The organism is Phenylobacterium sp. P4_E10, assembly GCF_056401675.1.
This window is the reverse complement of the sequence record NZ_JBFUIW010000001.1, coordinates 249,413-271,685: the sequence shown is the minus strand read 5'-3', so window position 1 is coordinate 271,685 and position 22,273 is coordinate 249,413. Positions and strand designations below refer to the sequence as shown.

Sequence of the window (22,273 nt, the reverse complement as noted above, 5' to 3'; positions counted from 1 at the left end):
CCTTAAGGCTCGAGGGTGACGACGCCGTCGGGCGTGCCCACCAGAGCCACATCAGCCAGATCGAGGAACAGGCCATGATCGACCACGCCGGTCACGCTCTTCAGCGCGTCGGCGAGCAGGGCGGGATCCTCGATGCGCCCGCAAGCTGCGTCATAGATAAGGTTGCCCCCGTCAGTCTTCACTGGGACCCCGTCCTTGAGGCGCAGACGCGGCGCGACGCCCAGGTCGCACTCGGCCAGCGCGTCGCAGATCCGCAGGGCGGTTGTCTCGTGCCCGAAGGCCACCACCTCGATCGGCAGCGGGAACTTGCCGAGCTTGGCGACCCGCTTCTCCGCGTCGGCGATCACCACGCAGCGCTTGGAGGCTTCCCAGACCAGCTTCTCGCGCAGCAGGGCCGCCCCGCCGCCCTTGATCAGCGACAAGGCCGGGCCGATCTCGTCGGCGCCGTCGACGGTAAGGTCTATGGACTTCACCACGCCGAGCTCGCCCAATCGGATGCCGAGGCTTTCGGCGAGTTGGGCGGTGGCCAGCGAGGTCGGCACCCCGATGATGTCCAGTCCGCGCGCGGCCAGCGCCTTCACGAACCAGGCGGCGGTCGACCCTGTGCCCAGGCCCACGGTCATCCCGTTTTCAACGTAGGCGGCGGCGGCTTCGCCGGCGGCCCTTTTCTGATCGTCTGCGCTCGTGCTCATGGCTCGTCACATAGGCGAAGCAGCGGTCCGCCGCGACGTTATTTCTTCGCCCTTTTGGCCAGTTTTGCGGCGCGGAACCGCGCAGCCCAGCCTTCCTTCTCCACCTGGGCGCCCCGCTCGAGCGCCAGGGCGTCCGGCGCGACGTCACGGGTGATCACCGAGCCCGAGCCGGTATAGGCCCCCGCACCGATGCTGACGGGCGCCACCAGAGAGGAATTGGAACCGACGAAGGCCCCCTCGCCGATGTGGGTGTCGAACTTGTCGAAGCCATCATAGTTGCAGAAAATCGTGCCGGCCCCGATGTTGGCCTTCGCCCCGACGGTGCCATCGCCCAGATAGCTCAAGTGGTTGGCCTTGGCGCCCGCGCCGACCTTGACCTTCTTCACTTCGACGAAGTTGCCGATGTGGGCGTCCTCACCGATTTCGGCGCCCGGCCGCAGGCGGGCATAGGGACCGATCAGCGCCCCAGACTTCACCTTGGCGCCTTCCAGGTGGCTGAAGGCGCGGATCACCGCGCCGGTCTCGACGCTGACGCCCGGCGCGAAGACCACGAACTGCTCGATCATCGCCGCGGCGGCGATCTGGGTGTCCCAGCTGAAGTGCACGGTGTCGGGCGCCAGCATTTGCACGCCTTCGGCCAGGAAGTGGGCGCGGCGGCGCTGTTGGAAGAGCGCCTCGGCCTGCGACAGCTGCATGGCGGTGTCGGCGCCCATCACGGCGCTCTCCGGCGCCAGGGCCGCCTTCACGAGCCGGCCCTCGGCCACCGCGATCTTCACGGTGTCGGTCAAATAGTATTCGCCCTTGGCGTTGTCGTTGGTGACCCGCGACAGCCAGTCGAACATGCGGCGGCGGTCGGCCGCCATCATGCCGGCATTGCAGACCTTGACAGCCAGTTCCTCGGGCGTCGCCTCCTTGGCCTCGACGATGCGCAACACGTGGCCGTCGGCGCCGCGCAGCACCCGCCCATAGAGCAACGGATCGGCCGGCTCGAACGCCAGCATGGCCATGTCGACCCCGGCGGCGCGCAACTTGAACAGCGGCTCCAGGTCGCCGGCCTCCAGCAGCGGACAGTCGCCGTTCAGGATCAGCACGTCGCCGTCGAAATCGGCCAACGCCTCACGCGCCGCCAGCGCCGCGTGGGCGGTGCCCAGCGGCGGGTCCTGCACCGCCACTGCGCCGGCGCCGAGCCGCGTCTCGACCAGGGCCCGCACGCCAGGACTGTGATTACCCACGATCACCACTATGCGCTCGCAGCCGCTGGCCTGCACCGTGTCGATCACCCGGTCGAGGATCGCGCGGCCGCCCACCTTGTGCAGCACCTTGGGGATCGGCGACTTCATGCGCGTGCCCTGGCCGGCAGCCATAATCACAGCGGCGCGTGGGGTCATGGAGCGTCCTTGCGAGTCGGGTGATGTTGCAATCATGCGGGCTTTAGCCGAAACGGCGAGCGGTTTCGACGGAGCGTTTTCCTTGACCCAGACGAGCGACCTTGCGGCCCTTGCCGGAGCCACCATCGCCTTTGACCTCGACGGGACGCTCGTCGACTCCGCGCCGGACCTCATCGGCACGCTGAATGTGATCCTGGCGCAGGAAGGGATTGCTCCCCTGCCGGTCGACGAAGCGCGGCCTTTCATCGGCCATGGCGCGCGGCGGCTGATCGAGCGCGGCTTCGCCGCCCAGGGGCGCCCAATCCCGGCCGAGCACATGCCGGAGCTCTTCGAGCGCTTCATCGCCCACTATAACGAACACAGCGCCGACCTGACCCGGCCGTTTCCCGGCGTCGTCGACTGCCTTGTGAAGATGAAGGCGGCCGGCGCCAGACTTGCGGTCTGCACAAACAAGCTTACCGGCCTGTCGGTCCCGATTCTCGAGAAGCTGGACCTGGCGCAGTTTTTCGACGCCGTGGTCGGGGCCGATTCCGCCCCCGCCCCCAAGCCCGACGCACGCCACCTGATCCATACGATCGAAGCCGCCGGCGGCCGCATCGACCGTGCGGTGATGGTCGGCGACGCCTCGACCGACGCCGGCGCCGCCCGCGCGGCAAAGGTTCCGCTGGTGCTCGTCAGCTTCGGCTACACTGAGGTCCCCGCCGCCGATCTCGCGCCCGACATCCTCGTCGATCACTTCGATCAGATGGCAAATGCGTGTGTGCGGCTTCTCACCGCTTGCCCGGCGCAAAGCTAGCGGCTATAGGCGCACCCTTCTTGCGGCGGATGCGTAGCTCAGCGGGAGAGCACCTCGTTCACACCGAGGGGGTCACAGGTTCAATCCCTGTCGCATCCACCATTTTCCCCCTATATTTCAAGCCGCTAGGGACTGACCCCTTTTTAATTGTCAGGCCGCCTGCCAATTTGGGGGCATATTGGGGGCAATCTCCGCGCAGGCGTGTTCACGGTTCGGTTCACCGTTCCACGAGGGGTCAGCCGAAATCAGGGCGTTTCAGGACGCTTACTTGGGAGTGCGCGAGTTGATTCGCCGGCCCCTTGATGGGCCGATCAGCGCGTTGATGCCCCTCCGGCCCCAAGCGCTCCCACCGACGTTCGGCCCGCAGCGCGCTCTGGGAGCGTTGGCCAATCCGTCTCCCGCGGCGCGGCTCGTCGCGCTCCCACTAGGTTGGCGACGACACCCCGCCTTACCAAAACCTACCGAGGCGAAGTTCATCGGCGACGTCGCGCCTGTCCGCCCCGCCCGCGGCGGCGCCGGCACGACCACCGGGCCATCCTCACAGGACCGAGTGCATAGCGGCCAGCAGCTTTGCCGGGTCGATGGGCTTTGCGACCGTGCCATCCATACCGGCCTGCCTGTATGAATCTTGCTGATGTGTCATCACATTGGCTGTGAGGGCGAGAATTGGTGTCGGAGATTCATTCCGGCCGACCTCCTCCTCACGAATGAGCCGCGTTGCCGTGATCCCATCCATGACAGGCATCTGCACATCCATGAGGATCAGATCCCACACCCCTGTCCGCCACGCCTCGACAGCTTCTTTTCCATCGTTGACCACAACCGGCGTTACGCCGGCCTGTTCGAGGATCGCTTGGATTACGATGCGGTTCACCGGATTGTCTTCGGCGATGAGGATGCGAAGCGCGTCGGCAGCTTCCAACTCAACGTCGCCTCCAACCTCGGATCTAGACACCTCCGGGCGCCCGCACCTCAGCCGGGTTAGGGGCAGCCGGACGGTGAAGGTTGAACCTACGCCTTCCTTGCTCTCCAGGGTAATCTCGCCCCCCATCAGGCGCGCCAGTTCCTGCGAAATGGCGAGCCCCAGTCCTGTGCCGCCGAACTTGCGCGTGATCGAGGGGTCGGCTTGCGTAAACTTCTGGAACAGTTCGCCGACCTTGGACGCAGCGATGCCGATGCCCGTGTCGCGGACGATCAACCGGAGGTTCTCATCGTGGCTTGAGACCTCGAGCGTGATCTGACCTTCGTCGGTGAATTTCAGGGCGTTTGCGCAGAGATTGTTCACGATCTGCCGAACTCGCACGGGATCGCCACGGAAGAACCCTTCCGCATCGTGGCTGATCACACATGAGACCGTCACGTCCTTTTCCGCAGCAAGGACGGTCAGGCCCGCTTCGGCTGAACGAACGATCTCAGCCAGATCGACCTCCCCCCCCTCAAGGGTCAGCTTGCCGGCCTCGATTTTCGAGATGTCCAGAAGATCATCGAGCAAGCTGAGAAGTATCGCACCGGACTGCAGGATGACCTTCACCTGCCCTTGCTGCCGCTCACTCAGATCCTCTTTGGACAGCACCGTTCCCATCCCCAGGATGCCATTCAGTGGCGTGCGAATTTCGTGGCTCATCGTGGCCAGGAAGCTGGATTTCGCATCGTTCGCCGCCCGAGCGGCGTCACGAGCCGCTATTAGGTCAAGCTCGGCGAGCTTGCGGTTGGTGATGTCCTGCAGAGCGCCGATTAGTCGCAGCGGCGTGCCATTTGCGTCCCGCTTCAGTGATGCCGCGGACCGCACCCAAACCTCCTCCGCGTCCTCGCGGTAGATCCGACACTCAATGTTGAAGGGTCGGCCCAACTCGTCATGGGCCTGCCAGGCAGCGATCCCTGCGTCTCGGTCAAGCGGATGGATCAAGGCGAATGGGTCGCGTGCAAACTCTTCGAAGGTCAGACCGCGACCAAGGAACGAGTCTGGTCCGCCCAGGTTGGTCAAGCTGCGCTGGACAAAATCGACCTCATAGACATGGAGATTGGCGATCTCCACGGCGACATGGAGGCTATGTTCGGCGCGTTCGGATCGCTCCAAGGCCGCTCGAATGTCCGCTAGCGCCGCGGCCTCGACGACAAGCCTCTGCTCGCGGCCGGAGGCCTCGAAGGCCGCCTCCACCTCCTTAAGCTTGTCCTCAAGATGTTTGTGAAATTCAGCCGCTTGGGCCTCCAATCGGAGCCTCTCGATCCCATCTTCTCGGAAGACCTCGGCGGATCTGGCGATATCACCGATCTCATCGACTCTATCGGCGCCTGAAACTTCGACATCGAACTGGCCCTTAGCCATTTGACGAAGAGCCACGTTGAGTTGTTTCAGGGGGCGCGTGATGCTGCGTGTCGTCAGCCAGCCCGCTAGGCCCGCGAGCCCAACCAGAGCAGCGAGGCTCAGGAGGATTTGCGCCTCGACCCATTGCATTTTTCGGCGGGTAGTCTGCAGATCCGAGGAGAGGAGCTCGCCCTGGCGGCCGGCTAGGCCAGCGTCGCCAGACTGCCCCACCAACAAGGTCTGGGATCGCCGGAACAGGGGCAGGACGTCGGTTGTAAAGACCTTCTCCACGGCCGCCGCATCGCCCTGATCGGCGGCGTCAATGGTGGCGGCCTGCGCGGCCTTGAGCCTGGGAAGGATCGCCGAGAGCTCATGCCATGCAGCGCGGCTCTCAGAACTGCTGAGCCCAGGGGCAAGAGCGTTCATGGCGGTGCTCAGCTTCTCAATGCGCCCCCACTGCCGGGCCCATTCACGGCGCATCGATGGATCGTGGGTGATGATGTAGCCACGCAAGGCGTTGGCCGAAGACACGGTGGAGCTGGAAAGCCGCAACGCAGCCAAGGCCGTCGGCGCTCGGAGTTCATCTCCCAGCCGCACGCGCCGCACCGAGTCGTGGACGAGCGGCAACACGCCGCCCACAGTCACCACCATTAAGATGACGATTGCGCAGAAGCCCAGCGCCAGTCGACCGCCAGTGCGCAGATTCAATTGCATGTCATGGCTCTCCACAATCGGTCGGCCTCGCCACTACGCCGAAGGCCGCGCCTGCTGGTTCTCGCCCTCTTCGCGGCCTTGCAGGCGAGGCCCGCGTGGTGCGGCATTGAGCCCTTCAGGCTCCGGTCGCGGCGAGGTTCAAAAGTCCTCCCACCCGTCGTTGGCGACGCCTCCAAGCGCGGCGGCCGCCTTCTGGCGCAAGAACCGCGCGGGCGATGGCCTAGCTGCGGCGGCGTCCGAAACGAGCCTGGGTCCGACGGCTCTGCTAGCCGCGCCCGGCCTGGCGCGGCCGCCGACTTTGAACCTGGAGATGAGTCGCATCAGCTCACCTCCCTCACCCTTCATGGAGTGGGTGGCGGCGCTTGCTTGCTCGACCATGGCGGCGTTCTGCTGCACGACCTGATCCATCTGGTTGACCGCAACGTTGACCTGCGCGAGCCCGGTCGCCTGTTCCTGGGCGGAAGCTGAGATCGTTGCAATCACCGTGTCGATCTCAGCGACCTGAGTGACGATGGACTGCAGGGCCTTGCCAGTTTCACCGACCAGGCTGACGCCCTGCCCGACCTGCTGGGATGAGGCCGCGATCAGCGTCTTGATCTCCCTGGCCGCTTCTGCCGAGCGCTGAGCCAGCGCCCGGACCTCTGAGGCCACGACTGCAAAGCCGCGACCAGCGTCGCCGGCTCGGGCGGCCTCGACCCCAGCGTTCAGCGCAAGGAGGTTGGTCTGGAAGGCGATCTCGTCGATCACCCCAATGATCTGGCTGATTTGACGGGAAGAGTTTTCGATCTCCCCCATGGCTCGGACAGCCTGATCGACCACATCGCCAGAGCGCTTGGCTTCAGCCTTGGCCGCCGCCACGGTTACGCTCGCATGATGCGCCCCCTCAGCCGTAGCTCGTACGGTAGCTGTGATCTCGTCGAGAGCCGCAGCTGTCTCTTCAAGTCCCGCAGCCTGCTGCTCTGTGCGACGCGAAAGGTCGTCTGAGGCTTGGGCCATCTCGTCGGAACTTGCGCCAATGCTGGCCGTGGTGACGGCGACTGCGGAGACGATTTCCTCCAAGCTGGAAATCGCCGCATTGAAGTCCCGCTTCAATTCAGCGTACTCCGCCGCCACGTCCTCCGAGAGCCTGGCGGTGAGGTCGCCCTGCGCCAGGACGGAGAGCTGCTTGGCCATCGCCTGGACGACCAGTTTCTGCTGTTGGCCCGCAGCTTCAAATGCCGCCTCGACCTCCTTCAGCTTGGCGTCGAGTTTGGCCTGAAATTCCCTAGCCTCGGCCTCCAATGCGGCGCGGGCGATCCCGTTTTCCTGAAACACCTCTGCCGCGCGGGCGATATCACCGATCTCGTCGCTTCGCTGCGTGCCGGTGACCTTTCCGTCGAAACGCCCCTGCGCCATCTCACGCAGCAGCTCGTTGAGTTGGGTCAGGGGACCGACGATGCTGCGGGTGGTCATCCATCCCATCACACTCGCCACTAGCACCAAACCGGCAAGTCCAAGGAACACGGCCAGACGGGCCTGCTCCATTCTAGCGCGGGCGTCCTTCAGATCAGAGGAGAGGAGGGCGCTCTGGCGCCCTGCCAAACCTGTGTCGCCCCTTTCGCCCACGAGCTGCACCTGGGTTACCTGGAACAAGGGAAGGACTTGGGTCTGCAGGGCTTCTACCGAAGCCGCCTGATCACCGGCGTCGGCGATGGTGAAGACCGATGCCTGCGCCGCCCGGAGCTTGGGTAGCGTTGCCGAAACGGTTCGCCACGCTTCCTTGTTCTCGATGCTCGTGAAGCGGGGCGCCAATTGTTCGAGAATTGCAGAGTCTCGATCGATGAGCTGCCACTGCGCCTCCCAATTCTTACGCATACCTGGATCACGTGTAATAACGTATCCGCGCAGTGCATTGGCGCTGGCCACAGTTTCAATCGACAGCTTCAAGCTGGTCGTGGCCACCGGCGCACGAAGCTCGTCACCCTGCGCCACGGCTCGAAGCGCGCCTTGAATACGGGGCGCAGCAACTCCCACGACAACAATCATCACAGCAATGATGGCGGAGAAACCCACCGCCAGCCGCCCGCCCGTCCGCAATCTCAAAGCCATGAAAGCGCTTTCCCCCGCCATTTGGCAGGATGCTTGAGATCGTAATAATAATTATTGGTTAACGTGCAAATTATCCATTTCCACAATCTAGATTTCGCCAGATTATATACATACCAACAGCAATATACATCGCGATATATACCCTGCGATATATACATCATCTCTGCACCCTCGAGGGTGGCGCTGGGGTAAGTATCTATGCGTCTCACGACGCCAATGCGGACCGGCGCCGCCGCGAGGCCACCAATAGGCGGATGATAATAGTCAATCGGAGGGCGAGCGGGCGTCGCTACTTTTCTGACGCCTGAGCACCAGCCCGAGACGTGCACGTGAGATGGCGTCTGCTCGCTTGGTGGGCCGCACCTCAACAGGGAGTCCAGTTCGCCAATGGCGTTGATAGTGGAGGAAAAGCCCATGTGGCGTCCGGCCCTGGGGCAGATCCTCGCCGAGTGTTGCGGGCAGGTAGAGCCGCGCTTCGCTTCATCGATCGACGAGGCGTTGGACGCAATCTTGGTCGACAGGCCAAGCCTCTGCCTCATCGACCTTTTCACGGTGAACTACGACTTTCAGAAGCTGAGGGATCTCGTCATTCACACCCATCCCGGGCCCGTCATCGTTCTCGATGACCGACCAAATCCCGCACTTGCAAGTCTCGCAACATGGGCCGGCGCAGCAGGCTACCTGACCAAGGACGTCGATGCCGAGGCATTCAAACTTGCCCTCACCGCCGCGCTCGATGGCGTAGCCTCCCCGTCCTCTTATGACGAACCACTGGATGATCAGGCGCCCCGTATTCGGGGACTGTCAGCGCGCCAACTCGAGGTCCTGGGACAACTGACGCTGGGAAGATCGAACCAGGAAATTGCTGAGGCTCTTGGAATAACCACCGGGACTGTAAAAGCCCATGTGCATGTCGTTTTGGCCCAGATCGGCGCGCGAAACCGGGTGCATGCAGCCTTGATCGGCCGGCGGGCTCATTGGCGCGCCCAGTCAGCGGGGCCATATCCTGCCCGATACCCGCGCCCTCTTCAGTAGCCCCGTATTGGCGCCTCACCGGCGTTTGTCCTCGCCGGTCCCGGCCTCAGACTTTATCGCCCGCCCACGCGTTCAGCAGCCGAACTTTCTCCGTGCGCCTGGAAGTCCGCCTCAGCCGGGGCGGGCGCAATCGAGACTCAAACAAGATGCAGATGATCGCCCTGCGCATTGTAGGCGGCAAATCGCCCTGCCCGCCCCTCCGTCAGATCGCGAACCATCATCTGCAAAGCCTCATCGATCTGCGGCCGAGTTGGCGGTTTGCCGCCTTGACCTGCGAGCGCAGCGACGAGCACGACCTGCCATTCAGGACCTGCAATGCGCGACTCTTCTCGCAACGCGTCAAAGCTAGCGAGATCTTCTGGCGCCTTGTCGACACACATGAGCGGGGTCAGAACGCCTCCCTCGCCGTCCGCATGGCGCGACTGCTGCTCAAGGGAGGCATGGTCTGGGATCTCCGCCGCCGCAAAGAGGAAGAGGAGCCGCTGGGGCTCACGCTGCGCAACCGCGGCAGCCAATAGCTGGTGGAAATGAGAACCTTGGTGCATGGCGCTCATCTTGCGGCAATCTTCAAAGTGCGACTTGCCAAAAATCAAACCGCTCGCGGTTTAGCTGTCGGAAAAAGGGGTCCGAGAGGAGTCTTTCTCATGAATTCAGATGCAACCAACGCCTCGCCGACCACGAGCCCGACCTATCCATTTGACGCTAGGGGTGTCGCAAAACGTTTTCGGCACGCAGCGATTTTTGGCGCGCTTGAGGCGCTGACGCCGGGCGAGACCATGCGGTTCGTCAATGATCACGACCCAGTCCCATTGCTTCACCAAATGGAGCAGCGGTTCGGCGAGACGGTATCGGTGACCTATCGACTGCGGGAGACCGAAGGCGTCGTGATCGATATCACCAAGCTGGCGTGAACGAGCGCCCACGCCCGGTGGAACACCGGCCCGAACCCAGCCAAGGGCTGCAGCCGCAACCTTTGCGCGGCTTCTCACTCCTGCTCATCGAGGCGCTTGCCTGGCTCGTCGCTGGCGCGATCGAGCTGGCGGACGGGCGTGCGGGAAGACGAAGAAAATCGAAGCTGGGCGACAAGTCTTGATGTTGGTCAAGGCGCAGTGATCAGCTTGGCGGGAGACTGGGCGTCTGGCCAATGAGGCGACAGGGACAGGGAGCCGCTCATGTCGATCCGGAGCATCGATCTTGAGCGAGTGCGCGGCTTGCCGCTCTTTGCGCCGATAGAGGACGAAACATTTAAACGGCTGACCTCAGTCGCCTTCCTTCAGAAATTTCCAGCTGGCGCCGACCTCCTTACTGAAGGCGACCCGGTGGATTTCCTTTACATTCTCCTCGACGGGTCGATCGAGCTCTCCGGCACCTGGAACGACAAGGAGACCACCCTTGCGGTGTTGGGCCCTGTCTCGACGTTCATTCTCGCCGCCGTGATCCTGGATGCGCCAGCGACCATGAACGCCAGAACAATCGGCTGGTCGGACATCCTGATGATCCCCGGGGCGGCCCTTCGCCGGGCGATTGATGAAGATGTGCGCTTCTCCAGCGCCGTCGCGCTGGAACTCTCCGGCTGCTACCAGGGCCTCGTCCGCGCGATAAAAAACCAAAAACTTCGCGGCGGCCTCGAACGGCTCGCCAACTACCTGCTTGCGCAGCGCAGCCGCCAGGGTGGGGGCGCGATGTTGACCCTGCCCCATGAAAAACGCTTCGTCGCCTCCCTGTTGGGCATGAGCCCTGAGAACCTCTCGCGCGCCTTCGCAAGCTTGGCCGACTACGGTGTTACGGTAGACGGACCGAATGTAACGATCGCACGTCCTGCAGTGCTCGAGCGGCTGGCCAAGCCAGACCCACTCATCGACAAGCACCTGCCCTCTGACATCACGCTGATCAGCAAGGCTGACCGTGAACGCAGTTCAGAACTCGGCGCGCGCCAGGGGCTGCGCCCCTAGGCGCCCCAATGGCCTTTACTTCCACCAAGATCTACGCCGCCGAGCGAGGCCTGACCTGCGCCTATCGGCAGTGGGCGGCCGATAGCCACTGTGCGCTTCTCCATGGGTACGCCCTTGGCTTTCGCTTTGAATTCGCGGCAGAGCAATTGGACGCGCGCGGGTGGGTCGTGGACTTCGGCGCGGGCGGCTTTGGACCCATTCGCGAGTGGCTCCACGAAGTGTTCGACCACACCCTACTTGTGGCCGAAGACGACCCAGAACGCGAAACCCTCCTGGCTCTGCGCGACCTTGGGCTCGCCGACGTGCGGCTGCTGCCTGGGACCAGTTGCGAGGCGATCTCCGCGCATGTCCTGGACAAGGCGCAAGAACTGGTCAGCGCTTTGACGCGAGGACGCTGCTGGGTCGCCTCTGTCACCTGCATGGAGCATGGCGCCAATAGTGCGACTTATCACAACCCCGACGCCTTGCTTCGCCAGATCACCAGCGAGGCTCTGAACCGCATTGTGAGCGATGTGACCTAGTCCGGCGGTGTGGGCGCCGACTTCCCCGGCCGGCGCCCCGCCGCGGCCGGATTGGGATGGGGTCCGGCCCCTCGGCGTCGATCCGCGCGACCGCTGGAGGATGAACGCGCGGACGTTCTAAGCGACGATAGCGCCTGCTGGCGCTGTCCGCCTTGACCGAGCTCAAGCTTACCTGCCCCGCCCGTCAAGCCGCGCCCCGGGCTAATCGCAAATCAAGTGGGGACTTGATCGGCGCCCTTCTGGCCGCGCCAGCCGCGCCCTAGCCTTCGTGTTCAGGAGGCCCCCATGCACACGCGACGTCCAATTCAATCGGCAGCTTTCGACTGGATGGCTTGGCCAATGATGGCGTTGAGGGCGCCTGTTGAACACGTCCTGGGACGCGCTTTGCGGCGGGTGTCGCGCAAGCGGCCCAACCCCTTCGAACGAATGCGGCCGCACGACAGGGCCACCTACCTGATCGTTCCCGCGCGCTGGCCGGTCGCCTTCGCACTGACCCCTCGCGCAGACGGTGCTGTCCGGGTTGTCCGGACGCGTTCGCCTGGCGATTTTGCAGCGCGGATCGAAGGGCGCCTGGAAGACTTGCTCGACCTCTTCGACGGAAGCCTCGACGCGGACGCCGCCTTCTTCAGTCGATCGGTTGTGGTCGAGGGCGACACGAGCGCCGTCCTGGCCCTCCACAATGCCCTAGAAGCAGCGGAACTTTCGGTCGCCGATCTGGTCGGCCTGCCGGTTGGCGGCGCTCTTCTCGACAAGGCCTCCCGCGCAGCACGCTCAGCGGCGCGTCAGATGCGGCGCAACGAGCCGACACAATGAGTTCGATCGAACTTGTCTGCCCTGGCGGTTCGCCCGCGATGCTGCGAAGCGCGATCGAGGCCGGCGCGGACAGCGTCTACTGCGGGCTGCGCGACGAGACCAACGCGCGAAACTTCCCTGGCCTCAACTTCTCACCAGAGGAACTCGCCGAGAGCGTCGCATTCGCCCACAGGCGTTCGGCAAAAGTGTTGGTCGCCGTCAACACGTTCGCCCGCGCCGGCGCCACGCAGTCGTGGCGGCGCGCAGTCGATGTGGCCGCCACCGCGGGAGCAGATGCGCTTATCGCCGCCGATCTTGCGGTGCTCGCCTATACGAGTTCGCAGTATCCGCAGATGCGCTTGCACCTCTCCGTCCAGGCCGCGGCCAATTCAGCCGACGCCATCGCCTTCTACGCCAGCTCGTATGGAGTGAAACGAGTGGTGTTGCCCCGCGTGCTCTCAGCCCAAGAGGTCGCCGCAATCGTGGCCGAAGCCCCGGTGGAGATCGAGGCCTTTGTCTTTGGCGGACTTTGCGTGATGGCCGAGGGCCGATGCGCCCTCTCGTCGTATGTAACCGGTCGTTCCCCCAATCTGTCTGGCGTCTGCTCTCCGCCCGAGGCGGTAGACTTCGATCGCACCGGAGGGATGCTGACGCCTCGCCTCTCTGGTCTGGCCATCGATCGCTTTGGACCTCAGGAGAGCACGGGTTACCCCACGCTCTGCAAGGGTCGCTTCGCAACGGGCCAAGGCGACGGCTATCTCTTCGAAGAACCCGTGAGCCTCAACGCCATGGGGCTCTTGAAGTCGCTCCGGACCGCCGGCGTGAAGGCCGTCAAGATCGAGGGACGCCAACGTGGCAAGGCCTATGTCGCGCGCGCCGCCGCGGCGTTCAGGGGCGCGATCGATGCGCTCGATCGCGGCGAAGAGACTGAACCCTTTGAGAGGCTGCTGACCGATCTGGCTGAGGGCGGCCGCGAAACAGCAGGCGCATACCGGAAGGTCTGGCGATGAAGGATACGGCCATTTCGCTCACGCTTGGTCCTCTGCTGTTCAATTGGCCGCCCGCCGTCATGCTTGAGTTCTATCGGGCGGTGGCCGAGGCGAGCGCAATCGAACGCGTCTATCTCGGGGAGGTCGTTTGCGGAAAGCGTGCGCCCTTGTTGGAAGCTACACAGGTCGAAGCTGCCGACATTCTGGAACGAAGCGGCAAGGAGGTGGTCTGGTCGACGCCCTCGCTCCCCATCACGACCCGCGAACGGCGCAGTGCGCGGGACATGATCATGACCGGCGGCACAATTGAACTGAACGATATCTCGGGCCTCTCCAGCCTTGCGCCCGGCGCGTCATTCGTCGCCGGTCCATTCCTGAACATCTACAACGAAGCGGCGGCTGCGGAGCTTCTCCGGTTAGGTTGCGAGCGGCTCTGTCCGAACATCGAGCTTTCGCTGGACGCGATCAGGGCGATCCACGACGCCTGCCCCAACCTTGAAATCGAACTCTTTTCCTTCGGCCGTTTGCCGCTCGCCCTATCCGGTCGATGCCACCATGCCCATCTGCACAAGCTGCAGCGAGACGGCTGTCAGTTTGTCTGCGACCGCGATCCGGATGGCCTGGAGGTAGCCACGTTAGAAGGCCAAGGATTCCTTGCGCTCAACGGGATTCTGACAATGTCGCAGGGCGTCCAGGTGCTCGACACGACACTCGACGCCCTGAAAGCCGCGGGTGTTCGCGCCCTGCGACTGTCACCCCACAGTGGCGACATGATTGGCGTGATCGAAGTCTACCGGCGTTTCGCCGACGGCGCGATCAGCGCGGAGGAACTGCGAGCCGAATTGCCAGCGAGCTGCCTGCCCGGGCCAGCAGTTAGTGGCTACCTCGCCGGGGTCGCTGGAATGGCGATGGCCGGCCGCACTTGAGCAGCGCTCCTGACGTTGTCGTCCTTGGTTCGGGCATCGCAGGCGCGAGCATCGCGGCCCATCTCGCTCCGTTCTGCAAGGTCACCCTGATCGAACGCGAGGAGGTCAGCGGCTACCACACCACCGGCCGATCGGCGGCCATGTTCATGCCTTCCTATGGCGCGGAGGCGACCCACCCCCTCACCCGCGCCAGTCGCGCCTTCCTTCACGAGCCGCCGCCCGGCTTTGGCGGCAACTTGCTGCGCCCTCGCGCCGCCATGCATGTCGCACGCAGCGATCAGCTTGCGGGGCTGAACGACCTTGCTCGTCGCATGGACAATCCGATCCCGTTGTCCAGTTCCGAGGCGATCCAGCACGTGCCGATCCTGCGGCGGAAAGGAGTCGCAGGCGCCGTTCTGGAGCCTGACGCGGGTGATATCGATGTCGGACGACTACACTCAGGGTGGCTCCGCCAGGCGCGCGAGCATGGAGCCGAGATCCGGCTGGGTGTGGGCGACTATTCGATAGCGAGGTGTCGCGGACTCTGGCGCCTGCGCGGCTCGAACTGGACGATGCAATCGCCGGTGCTGGTCAACGCAACCGGCGCCTGGGCCGATGAGACGGCGATGGCCGCGGGCCTTGCGCCCAAGCGGGTCGAGGCGCTGCAGAGGACAGTCGTCCTCGTCGATGCGCCACCACATGATGGGTTTCAGGACTGGCCGATCGTCAAGGACGTCGGTGAGCAGTTCTACTTTCGGCCCTTTGCTGGTCGTCTGCTGATCACCCCGGCCGACGAGGAACCCAGCCCGCCCTGCGACGCCCAGCCCGACCCGCTCGACATCGCGTGCGCCATGATGCGGTTCCACGATGTCGCCGACTACGACGTTCGCGCCATCCGGCACAAATGGGCAGGACTTAGGACCTTCGCTCCCGACCGTGCTCCGATCATTGGATGGTCTGAAGAAGCTTCCGGATTCTTCTGGTTCGCAGGCCTTGGCGGCATCGGGATCCAGACCGCGCCGGCGTCCGGACGCCTGGCGGCGGCGCTGCTGCTCGGCGCCCCGCCCCCGGCCGAGCTGATCGACCAGGGACTGCAAGTATCGGCCCTGCGCCCTGCCCGGTTCGCGCAAGCAGCTTAACCCGACCACCGGGCCTCAAGCCGATGGCGCACCTTCGGCCAGGTAGGCGGCGCGTTGGGCCTTGAACGTCTCGAATGGAAACTTGGCCGGCGCTCCCTCCAGGGCCGCCGCAAGCATTTCCAGATGGGCGGCCCAGCCGGCGCAGGATCGGGCCGCGTCCTCGGCGTGAGGGACCTGCAGGGTCAGCGTCACTTCGGTACCCTGCCGATGCGGCGCAATTGCCCATTCGATCGGCCGCTCGGGTTCGCCTGGGCCACTCCAGGAAAAGCCGATCGCCTGCAGCGGCCGCAACACCGTCACCTGGCTGTCAATCGCAACGCCGCTCTGCTCGAACGCCAGCTTGACCGCTCCGCCGACGCGCAGCTCGATCACCCCCGGAGCCAACCAGTTGGCCAGATGCTGCGGCTGGGTGAGCGCTTCCCACACCTCCGTTGGCGCGTGATCAACGCGCAGGGTGATGACGCCTTTGATGTAGTCCGGCGTGCGGACCAGCGGCTCGCACACAAGCATGGGCTCTGTCATTTCAATCTCCTGTCGTCAGGCCGCCACGCGGCGCTGCATCAGCATTGGACCGTAGGCGACCACGAAGCCGCCGAATGCGAGGGTCCAGAGCCCCGCCGACACCGCCAGCAGGAGCATAGAATGGTCAGCCGCGAACGGGGCGGCGGTCCGCACGACCCCGGCCGCCAAAGCGGCCGCATAGATCGCCACCGTCCGCGTGTCCGCCTCTCGCGCGCGCCCCGTGTGCCCAAGCGTCGCTCGGGTCATGACGGCCAGGGTCATCACGCCCACGGCCCCTGCGGTAATGGCGTGAATTCCAGTGCTGGGGGCGACAGCGCCCGGCCAACAGACCGAGGCGCCCAGCAGGCCGAGGCCAACGCCCAGCCACAGATAGGCGACGTGCAATATCCAGACGAGCGGCTCGCTGGCCGCCTTCCAACCCCGCCACCGCAGCAGCCGCGCGACATGGGCGGCCCCGGCCAGGACAAGGATGAACCCTCCTACCGGCGGCAGGTCCGGCCAGAAGGTCCACAGTCCCATCGCCGCTCCCGTCAGCCCCAAGACGGCCTTATCGAAGCCGCCAAAGGCTGCGGGTCCTGGCCCGATCGCCTGCGATGCGAACCAGTTCTGCGTAAAGCTCGGGATGATCCGCCCCCCGATCAGCGCGATCAAGCCGGTGGCGACGGACAAGGCCAGGCGTTGGCCCAAAGCCTGGGCATCCCCCGAGACTGCGCCGAAGTGATAGAGAAGATTGGCCGATGCCAACGCCGTGACCAACAGGCAAACAGGAACGTTCCTCTTGTTCCTTCCGGTCACGATTTCGCGCCACACCACCGCGGCGAAGACCACGAGAAAGCTGGACTCGACCGCCGCGTTCAGCAGCGGCCAGGGCGTTGGCGCAAGGCTGATCACCCGTCCGGCGGCCCACAGACCAAACAAACCTGCAAGGCGCGTCCCGGTGACAGGCAGCCGCCCGGTCCAGTTGGGAATGGCCGTGAGCAGGAACCCCGCAATGATGCCCGCGAGGAAGCCGAACAACATCTCGTGGACGTGCCAGGCCCGCCCATCGAGACCTGCGACAAGGCCGCCTGAAAAATGCAGGCTGGCGATCCAGATCGGCACCACCGCGGCCCCCCAGAGCGCCGGGAAGAGGAAGAATGGCCGAAAGCCGCCGCTGAAAAGCGCGAGCCCTCTATGGCTGCGGATAGATTGGGCTGTCCCTACCATGTCTGCCTCAAACCTGGGCCGCGCAGTTGGCGACGGCTGACGGTGCACCGGTCGGGCAATTTCGGCCGCGTGACGTTGCGCTGGAGCAACCACCGCCACGGGGCGGCCCGGAAACGGGATCCTGGAGAACGTCGCGCTTGCCGCGCGCGCCGCCAATTACGGTGGTTCCCGTAGTCGACAGCAGCATGCAATCCGCAAAGGATGAAGGCTCGGCTGCCAGGAGAGCGGTCAGCATGTCCCTCACAGCTCACCCTTCGGTACTTCTTGGCGCCGACCTGTTCGGCGACCTCTGCGACTCCAGCCGCCAGACGGTTCTGAACGCCGGCACGGTTCGCAAGATCGCGTCGGGTCGAACCATCTTCTCGCAGGGGGATCCGGGGGAGACCTGCCACACCCTGCTCGAAGGCCGCGTGAAGATCATACAGGGCCGGCCTGACGGCGGCCGCTCGGTGATCCGCTTCATCGGGCCGGGCGAGATGTTCGGCACCATCGCGGCCCTGATGGGCCGCCCTTTTCCCGCTGATGCGGTCGCCGTGGTCGAGTCCGTGGAGGTCTACTGGACCGTCAGTACGATGCGGCGATTGATGATGGAGATTCCGGAGATCGCCGTCCGCTCCACCCAGTCGGCTGGGCAACGCCTGTTTGAACTCCAGAGCCGCATTGGAGAACTCTCAGGAGAGCGCGTCGAGCAGCGCATCGCCCGTGCATTGCTCGGCCTGCTAGCTAAGGCGGGTCGCCCGACCTCCGACGGGATCGAGATCGACTTCCCCATCAGCCGTCAAGAACTGGCCGAAATGACGGGGTCGACCCTTCACACGGTAAGCCGCACGTTGTCGGCGTGGGACGCGGCCCGCATCACCTCCAGCTCTCGCCGGCACATCACCGTCGTCAGGCCTGCGGCGCTGCGCGCGATGGCGGAAGCGGCGTCCTGAGCCAGGCCGTCGCTCCCACCGTCTGATCAGCAGAATCGCGGAAAAAGTACGTCCTCCTCAAGGCGGATGTGTTCGCGCAGCTCTCCGTCGAATTTCCGACAGAGGTCATAGAGCTTGGTCCAAGACCCGCAGGCGTCTGGCGGCGCGGTAAAGCCGTCGGTGATCTCGGTAAGTCGAGCCAGATCGCTCCGCACGTCCTCGTGGTCGCTGTTCATGACGCTGATCGGCCCCGACAGATCCTCCACGCCCCGCAGCATCATGGGGAAGAGCATCGCCTCCTCCTTCGCCTGGTGGAGCGAGAGGTGATCAAAGAAGCGTACGAGCAGCTGCATCAGGCCAATCGGCGCTCGTGCGTGATCGGCGTGGCTTGCTTCGACTTTCCGCGCCAATTCGATGACGACCAGCAGGTCTCGCAGGTGGGGAATATGGAAGTCATCGACGATGCGCGCGATGAGCAGCGCGTCTGGTTCGGGCGTATCGGTCCCTTCTGGCAATGCGGGGACGGAGAGACTTAGTTGGGTCATGGCGAAACTCCCTGTGAGGGACTCACCTAAACGACATTCGTCGGGTCGCTCCTTGTCGGGCGACAAACTCGGTTCATCCGGAATCGTCCAGCGTCGTCTTCCTAAAGGGAGACAGCCATGGCGTTCGACAATCCGCTGGCGGCCGAGATCTGGGCCAGCAAGTACAGGTTCTCATCGGCCGACGGCGGTGATCAAGCGATCGAGGAGACTTGGGCGCGGGTTGCTGCAACGGTCGCCAAGGCTGAGCCGCCCGACTGCCGCAGCCTGTGGGCCGACCAATTCCTGGATATCTTGCACGACTTCCAGTTCCTGCCCGCCGGCCGCATTGTTGCCGGCGCGGGCACCGCCCGGTCGGTGACCCTCTTCAACTGCTTCGTCATGGGCCAGATCCCCGACGACTTGGGCGGAATATTCGGACAGGTCCAGGAAGCCGCCCGCACCTTGCAGCAAGGCGGCGGGGTCGGGATGGACTTCTCGAGCATCCGCCCCTCAGGCGCTCCCGTCCGCGGCGTCGGCGCCGACGCATCCGGCCCCCTCAGCTTCATGGACGTCTGGGACTCGATGTGCCGCACCATCCTGTCGGCCGGTCAGCGGCGCGGCGCGATGATGGGCTGCCTGCGCATCGACCATCCGGACATCGAAGCCTTCATCGACGCCAAGCGCGACCGGGTTCGCCTGCGCAACTTCAACCTGTCAGTGCTGGTGACGGACGCCTTTCTGGATGCGCTCGCACGGGACGACGAGTGGCCGCTGGTGTTCGACGGGGTCGTTCATCGCGTCGTGCGCGCCAGCGATCTCTGGCGACGGCTGATGCAGGCGACCTACGACTGCGCCGAGCCCGGCGTGATCTTCATCGACCGGGTCAATGCCAACAACAACCTGGGCTATTGCGAGACCATCATCGCCTCCAACCCCTGCGGAGAGCAAATGCTGCCAGCCTATGGCGCATGCCTGCTGGGATCGATCAATCTGGCGCGGCTGGTGACTTCGCCCTTCGCCCCAGACGCCAGCCTGGATGAGCAGCGCCTCGCCCACATAGCCAGGACCGCCGTCCGGTTCCTGGACAACGTCATCGACATCTCCCGCTACCCGCTCAAGGCGCAGGAGAAGGAGGCCAAGGCCAAGCGGCGGATTGGCCTTGGTGTGACGGGACTGGCCGACGCCCTGATCTTCTGCGGAGCGCGCTATGGCGCCGCGGACGGCGTGGAATTGACCAGGCGCTGGATGGGCGTGATCAAGCGCGAGGCCTACCGCGCTTCGGCGCAACTGGCGGCTGAGAAGGGCGCCTTCCCGCTCTATGATCCGCAGATCCTCGAACGCCCGAACCTATCCACGCTCGACGGCGAGACGCGCGCGCTGATCGCGCACAACGGTCTTCGCAATGGATGCCTGACCTCCATCGCGCCCACGGGAACCACCTCCCTGCTGGCCGGAAACGTCTCGTCCGGCATCGAGCCGGTCTTTGCCTTCGCCTACAATCGCAAGGTTCGCCAGCCGGACGGGACCACGCGCGACGAGGCGGTCGAAGACTTCGCGCTCTCGGCCTGGAAGCGTCTGCGCGGCCAGGAGCCCCCGCCGGAGGATATCTTCGTCACCGCCCAGACCCTCACGCCGGCCGAGCATCTGCTCATGCAGGCTGCAGCGCAGGAGATGATCGACAGTTCGATCTCCAAGACCGTCAACTGCCCCGAGGAGATCAGCTTCGAAGAGTTCGCCGACATCTACTTGGAGGGATGGCGACTAGGCTGCAAAGGCCTGACAACCTACCGTCCGAACGCGGTGACCGGCGCCGTGCTCTCCGTGACGCCCGAGGCCCAGCCCGTCGTCCAGGATGAGGCCGCGCCGCGGCCGTCCAGCCCCGTCCTTGCGCCCCGACCCGACCTGCTTGAAGGGGCGACCTACAAGCTCAAATGGCCGGAAAGCGCCCATGCGGTCTATGTGACGATCAACGACGCCGAGATCGACGGCGTGCGGCGCCCGATCGAGATCTTCGTCAACTCCAAGAACATGGAGCACTACGCCTGGACCCTGGGCCTGACCCGGATGATCTCGGCGGTCTTCCGCCGCGGCGGAGACATTTCCTTCGTGCCTGAGGAACTCAAGGCGGTGTTCGACCCTCGCGGCGGCGCCTGGCTTGGGGGACGCTATGTGCCATCACTGCTGGCGGCCATTGGCGGGGTGATCGAGCGTCATCTTGGCCGCAGCGCCGCCGAGCCCGGCGCCGATGGCGAGCACGCACCGCATGAGGCGGCGACGCCCTCCCCCGCCACGGCGACAATGGGCGAGCGCAAGGCGTGCCCGCATTGCGGCTCCTTTGAGCTCATGCGTCGCGAGGGCTGCGACACCTGCGCCGACTGTGGGTACTCCAAGTGCGGATAGCCGCCGGCTGCGCCCTGCCGACGCGCTCGCGTCGGCAGGGCCGCTGCTCAGTACCGGTACTCCAGCGTGAGCCAGGAACGGGTCGCATCCGGGTAGGCGGCGGCCGAGCCTTCGAAGAGAGCAGCGCCCAGCTCGACACTCACCGACTTGGACAGCGGAGCGCTGACCGCCAGGTCCGCCTCTTGTCCGATGCGTTCTCCGTCGGTGGTCCGGAAGTCATGCAGCTCGCCGCTCAGCTTCACCGCCTTGCCAGCGTCAAAGACCGTGGTCCCGCGAAGGTAGGCGTCGGCGACGCCCGTGGCCGGCGTCGCTCCGATGACGTCCGACCAGCCTTGGAAGCCGTGCAGTGAGGCGAGCGGCGTCTGGAAGCCGCGCCGGCCATCGCCATCAAGCCATTCATAGACCAGGCTGGCAGACGATCTCTGCGTCTTGAGTCCGGCCGAGACCGCCACGTAGTCGAGTGAAAAGTCGCTTGGCGCGTTGCCCCAATCGGACTGCCTGGCGTACTCGGCTTCCCACGTGGCCTTGACGCCGTTCACCGGGCGCTCGCCCGTCAGCCGCAGGCCGACCGTCGCCGACGACTGGCTCTTGGCGTTGTCCAGATCAAGGAAGTACCCATACCCGGTGAGCCTCGCGCTCGGCAGGAGCACGTCTGCGTTGACGAGGTGAAGATCGCCGCGCCAGACGCCCTGGGGATGGTCGCGGCCCAGGCTGCGATTAACCCGCCAGGCATAAGCATAGGTCAGGGTCGCCTTCGGAATTGGCTTCAAGCTGAATTTGGCCGCATCGAAGGTCTGTTCGTTCTGCCGCCAGCCGCTTGAGCCGATGAAGCGCGCGTTGTCGAAGATGATGCGCTGGCGTCCTGCCGTTAGGTCCGCAGTTGTGGTCATCGCCCAGCTGAGTTGGGCGCGATTGAGCTCCATGATCTCGGGGTCGGGAATGACCGCGTGGGTCGGATCTGGCGTTACGCCATCGGCGTAGGCGCCGCCCAGAACTGCGACGGCCTCCGCCTCGATCAAGCCGGTCACTCCCATGCGGGTGGGGGTGAGCCACCCCATGCGCAAGCGAGTGGTGAACGCCGTGGCGTCAAGACCGCCCTGGTCAAACGATTCCAATCTGGTGCGGCTATCCAGGAGGAGCCGCCCCTCGGACGGCGTTTCGGCAAACGCTGCAGCCGGAGCGAACGCGGCCAAGCAAACAAACAGTACTCGTAGTCCCGGCATGCAGGGTTCCTTGGGGGATTTTGTCATTGAGGAAGGTTCGCGCGCGACATGCGGCGGTCGGTGATCCCGCTTGCCGGCGGCGCGCTTACGCCCGGCCAAACATCTAGGGGTTCGGTCCGGGCGGAGCGCTCAGGAAGTGAGTTCCGGCGACGGGACTAGCGCCGTCTACGC

The 22,273-nt window shown here is 64.8% G+C and carries 20 protein-coding genes and 1 tRNA gene; 13 read left to right on the top strand and 8 right to left on the bottom strand.

The features are described from left to right. Nucleotides 1-2 precede the first annotated feature (2 nt). Nucleotides 3-692, bottom strand: coding sequence for a ribose-5-phosphate isomerase RpiA (gene rpiA / locus AC1DQJ_RS01340; RefSeq protein WP_477599491.1), 690 nt, complete (start codon nt 690-692; stop codon nt 3-5). A gap of 38 nt (nt 693-730) precedes the next feature. Then, nucleotides 731-2,116, bottom strand: a complete 1,386-nt coding sequence (gene glmU, locus AC1DQJ_RS01335; protein WP_477599489.1) for a bifunctional UDP-N-acetylglucosamine diphosphorylase/glucosamine-1-phosphate N-acetyltransferase GlmU — start codon at nt 2,114-2,116, stop codon at nt 731-733. Here glmU and gph point away from each other — a divergent pair. Then, nucleotides 2,115-2,876, top strand: a complete 762-nt coding sequence (gene gph, locus AC1DQJ_RS01330; protein ID WP_477599731.1) for a phosphoglycolate phosphatase — start codon at nt 2,115-2,117, stop codon at nt 2,874-2,876. The two genes, glmU and gph, sit on opposite strands and share 2 nt — an antisense overlap. Nucleotides 2,877-2,903: 27 nt before the next feature. Further along, a tRNA-Val gene (locus AC1DQJ_RS01325) sits at nt 2,904-2,978 on the top strand. A 436-nt stretch (nt 2,979-3,414) separates the two neighbouring features. Here the strand turns inward: AC1DQJ_RS01325 and AC1DQJ_RS01320 are convergent. After that, on the bottom strand, nt 3,415-5,895 hold the full coding sequence (locus AC1DQJ_RS01320) for a hybrid sensor histidine kinase/response regulator (RefSeq protein ID WP_477599487.1): 2,481 nt from the start codon (nt 5,893-5,895) through the stop codon (nt 3,415-3,417). 138 nt (nt 5,896-6,033) lie between these two features. After that, a complete protein-coding gene (locus AC1DQJ_RS01315; RefSeq protein ID WP_477599485.1) occupies nt 6,034-7,947 on the bottom strand; it encodes a methyl-accepting chemotaxis protein in 1,914 nt (637 codons plus the stop codon). Between the two features lie 423 nt (nt 7,948-8,370). Here AC1DQJ_RS01315 and AC1DQJ_RS01310 point away from each other — a divergent pair, with 423 nt between their 5' ends. The 9 genes from AC1DQJ_RS01310 to AC1DQJ_RS01270 all read left to right on the top strand — a co-directional run bounded on the left by AC1DQJ_RS01310 (nt 8,371) and on the right by AC1DQJ_RS01270 (nt 15,316). After that, nucleotides 8,371-9,018: a LuxR C-terminal-related transcriptional regulator gene (locus AC1DQJ_RS01310; RefSeq protein ID WP_477599483.1), complete on the top strand. Its 648-nt coding sequence runs from the start codon at nt 8,371-8,373 to the stop codon at nt 9,016-9,018. Between the two features lie 146 nt (nt 9,019-9,164). Then, the gene (locus tag AC1DQJ_RS01305) at nt 9,165-9,536 is read left to right on the top strand and encodes a hypothetical protein (RefSeq protein ID WP_477599482.1); all 372 of its coding nucleotides are present in this window, start codon (nt 9,165-9,167) and stop codon (nt 9,534-9,536) included. 126 nt (nt 9,537-9,662) lie between these two features. After that, nucleotides 9,663-9,929: a DUF2249 domain-containing protein gene (locus AC1DQJ_RS01300; protein WP_477599481.1), complete on the top strand. Its 267-nt coding sequence runs from the start codon at nt 9,663-9,665 to the stop codon at nt 9,927-9,929. Between the two features lie 261 nt (nt 9,930-10,190). Further along, the gene (gene ftrB, locus AC1DQJ_RS01295; RefSeq protein WP_477599479.1) at nt 10,191-10,970 is read left to right on the top strand and encodes a transcriptional activator FtrB; all 780 of its coding nucleotides are present in this window, start codon (nt 10,191-10,193) and stop codon (nt 10,968-10,970) included. Between the two features lie 8 nt (nt 10,971-10,978). After that, the gene (locus AC1DQJ_RS01290; RefSeq protein ID WP_477599477.1) at nt 10,979-11,491 is read left to right on the top strand and encodes a 6-pyruvoyl trahydropterin synthase family protein; all 513 of its coding nucleotides are present in this window, start codon (nt 10,979-10,981) and stop codon (nt 11,489-11,491) included. A 285-nt stretch (nt 11,492-11,776) separates the two neighbouring features. Further along, nucleotides 11,777-12,304: a ubiquinone anaerobic biosynthesis accessory factor UbiT gene (ubiT, locus tag AC1DQJ_RS01285; protein ID WP_477599475.1), complete on the top strand. Its 528-nt coding sequence runs from the start codon at nt 11,777-11,779 to the stop codon at nt 12,302-12,304. Beyond that, on the top strand, nt 12,301-13,293 hold the full coding sequence (gene ubiU / locus AC1DQJ_RS01280; protein WP_477599473.1) for a ubiquinone anaerobic biosynthesis protein UbiU: 993 nt from the start codon (nt 12,301-12,303) through the stop codon (nt 13,291-13,293). The genes ubiT and ubiU overlap by 4 nt, the downstream gene beginning before the upstream one ends. Then, the gene (gene ubiV, locus AC1DQJ_RS01275; protein ID WP_477599471.1) at nt 13,290-14,198 is read left to right on the top strand and encodes a ubiquinone anaerobic biosynthesis protein UbiV; all 909 of its coding nucleotides are present in this window, start codon (nt 13,290-13,292) and stop codon (nt 14,196-14,198) included. Before ubiU ends, ubiV begins: the two co-directional genes overlap by 4 nt. Beyond that, nucleotides 14,195-15,316, top strand: coding sequence for an NAD(P)/FAD-dependent oxidoreductase (locus tag AC1DQJ_RS01270; RefSeq protein WP_477599469.1), 1,122 nt, complete (start codon nt 14,195-14,197; stop codon nt 15,314-15,316). The genes ubiV and AC1DQJ_RS01270 overlap by 4 nt, the downstream gene beginning before the upstream one ends. Before the next feature lie 15 nt (nt 15,317-15,331). Here AC1DQJ_RS01270 and AC1DQJ_RS01265 read toward each other — a convergent pair whose 3' ends face one another. Further along, on the bottom strand, nt 15,332-15,838 hold the full coding sequence (locus AC1DQJ_RS01265; RefSeq protein ID WP_477599467.1) for an SRPBCC domain-containing protein: 507 nt from the start codon (nt 15,836-15,838) through the stop codon (nt 15,332-15,334). 15 nt (nt 15,839-15,853) lie between these two features. Further along, nucleotides 15,854-17,200, bottom strand: a complete 1,347-nt coding sequence (locus AC1DQJ_RS01260; RefSeq protein ID WP_477599465.1) for an NnrS family protein — start codon at nt 17,198-17,200, stop codon at nt 15,854-15,856. A gap of 77 nt (nt 17,201-17,277) precedes the next feature. On the opposite strand from AC1DQJ_RS01260, the gene AC1DQJ_RS01255 reads away from it, so the two are divergent. Further along, nucleotides 17,278-17,976 carry a Crp/Fnr family transcriptional regulator gene (locus AC1DQJ_RS01255; protein WP_477599463.1) on the top strand — a complete coding sequence of 233 codons (699 nt, stop codon included), beginning with the start codon at nt 17,278-17,280 and terminating at the stop codon, nt 17,974-17,976. Between the two features lie 26 nt (nt 17,977-18,002). Here the strand turns inward: AC1DQJ_RS01255 and AC1DQJ_RS01250 are convergent, their stop codons facing one another. Next, on the bottom strand, nt 18,003-18,500 hold the full coding sequence (locus AC1DQJ_RS01250) for a hemerythrin domain-containing protein (RefSeq protein ID WP_477599461.1): 498 nt from the start codon (nt 18,498-18,500) through the stop codon (nt 18,003-18,005). Between the two features lie 117 nt (nt 18,501-18,617). Between AC1DQJ_RS01250 and AC1DQJ_RS01245 the strand changes: the two genes are divergently transcribed. Then, the gene (locus AC1DQJ_RS01245) at nt 18,618-20,879 is read left to right on the top strand and encodes an adenosylcobalamin-dependent ribonucleoside-diphosphate reductase (RefSeq protein WP_477599459.1); all 2,262 of its coding nucleotides are present in this window, start codon (nt 18,618-18,620) and stop codon (nt 20,877-20,879) included. Nucleotides 20,880-20,926: 47 nt separating this feature from the next. Here the strand turns inward: AC1DQJ_RS01245 and AC1DQJ_RS01240 are convergent, their stop codons facing one another. Continuing rightward, nucleotides 20,927-22,102, bottom strand: coding sequence for an alginate export family protein (locus tag AC1DQJ_RS01240; protein WP_477599457.1), 1,176 nt, complete (start codon nt 22,100-22,102; stop codon nt 20,927-20,929). Between the last annotated feature and the right edge of the window lie 171 nt (nt 22,103-22,273).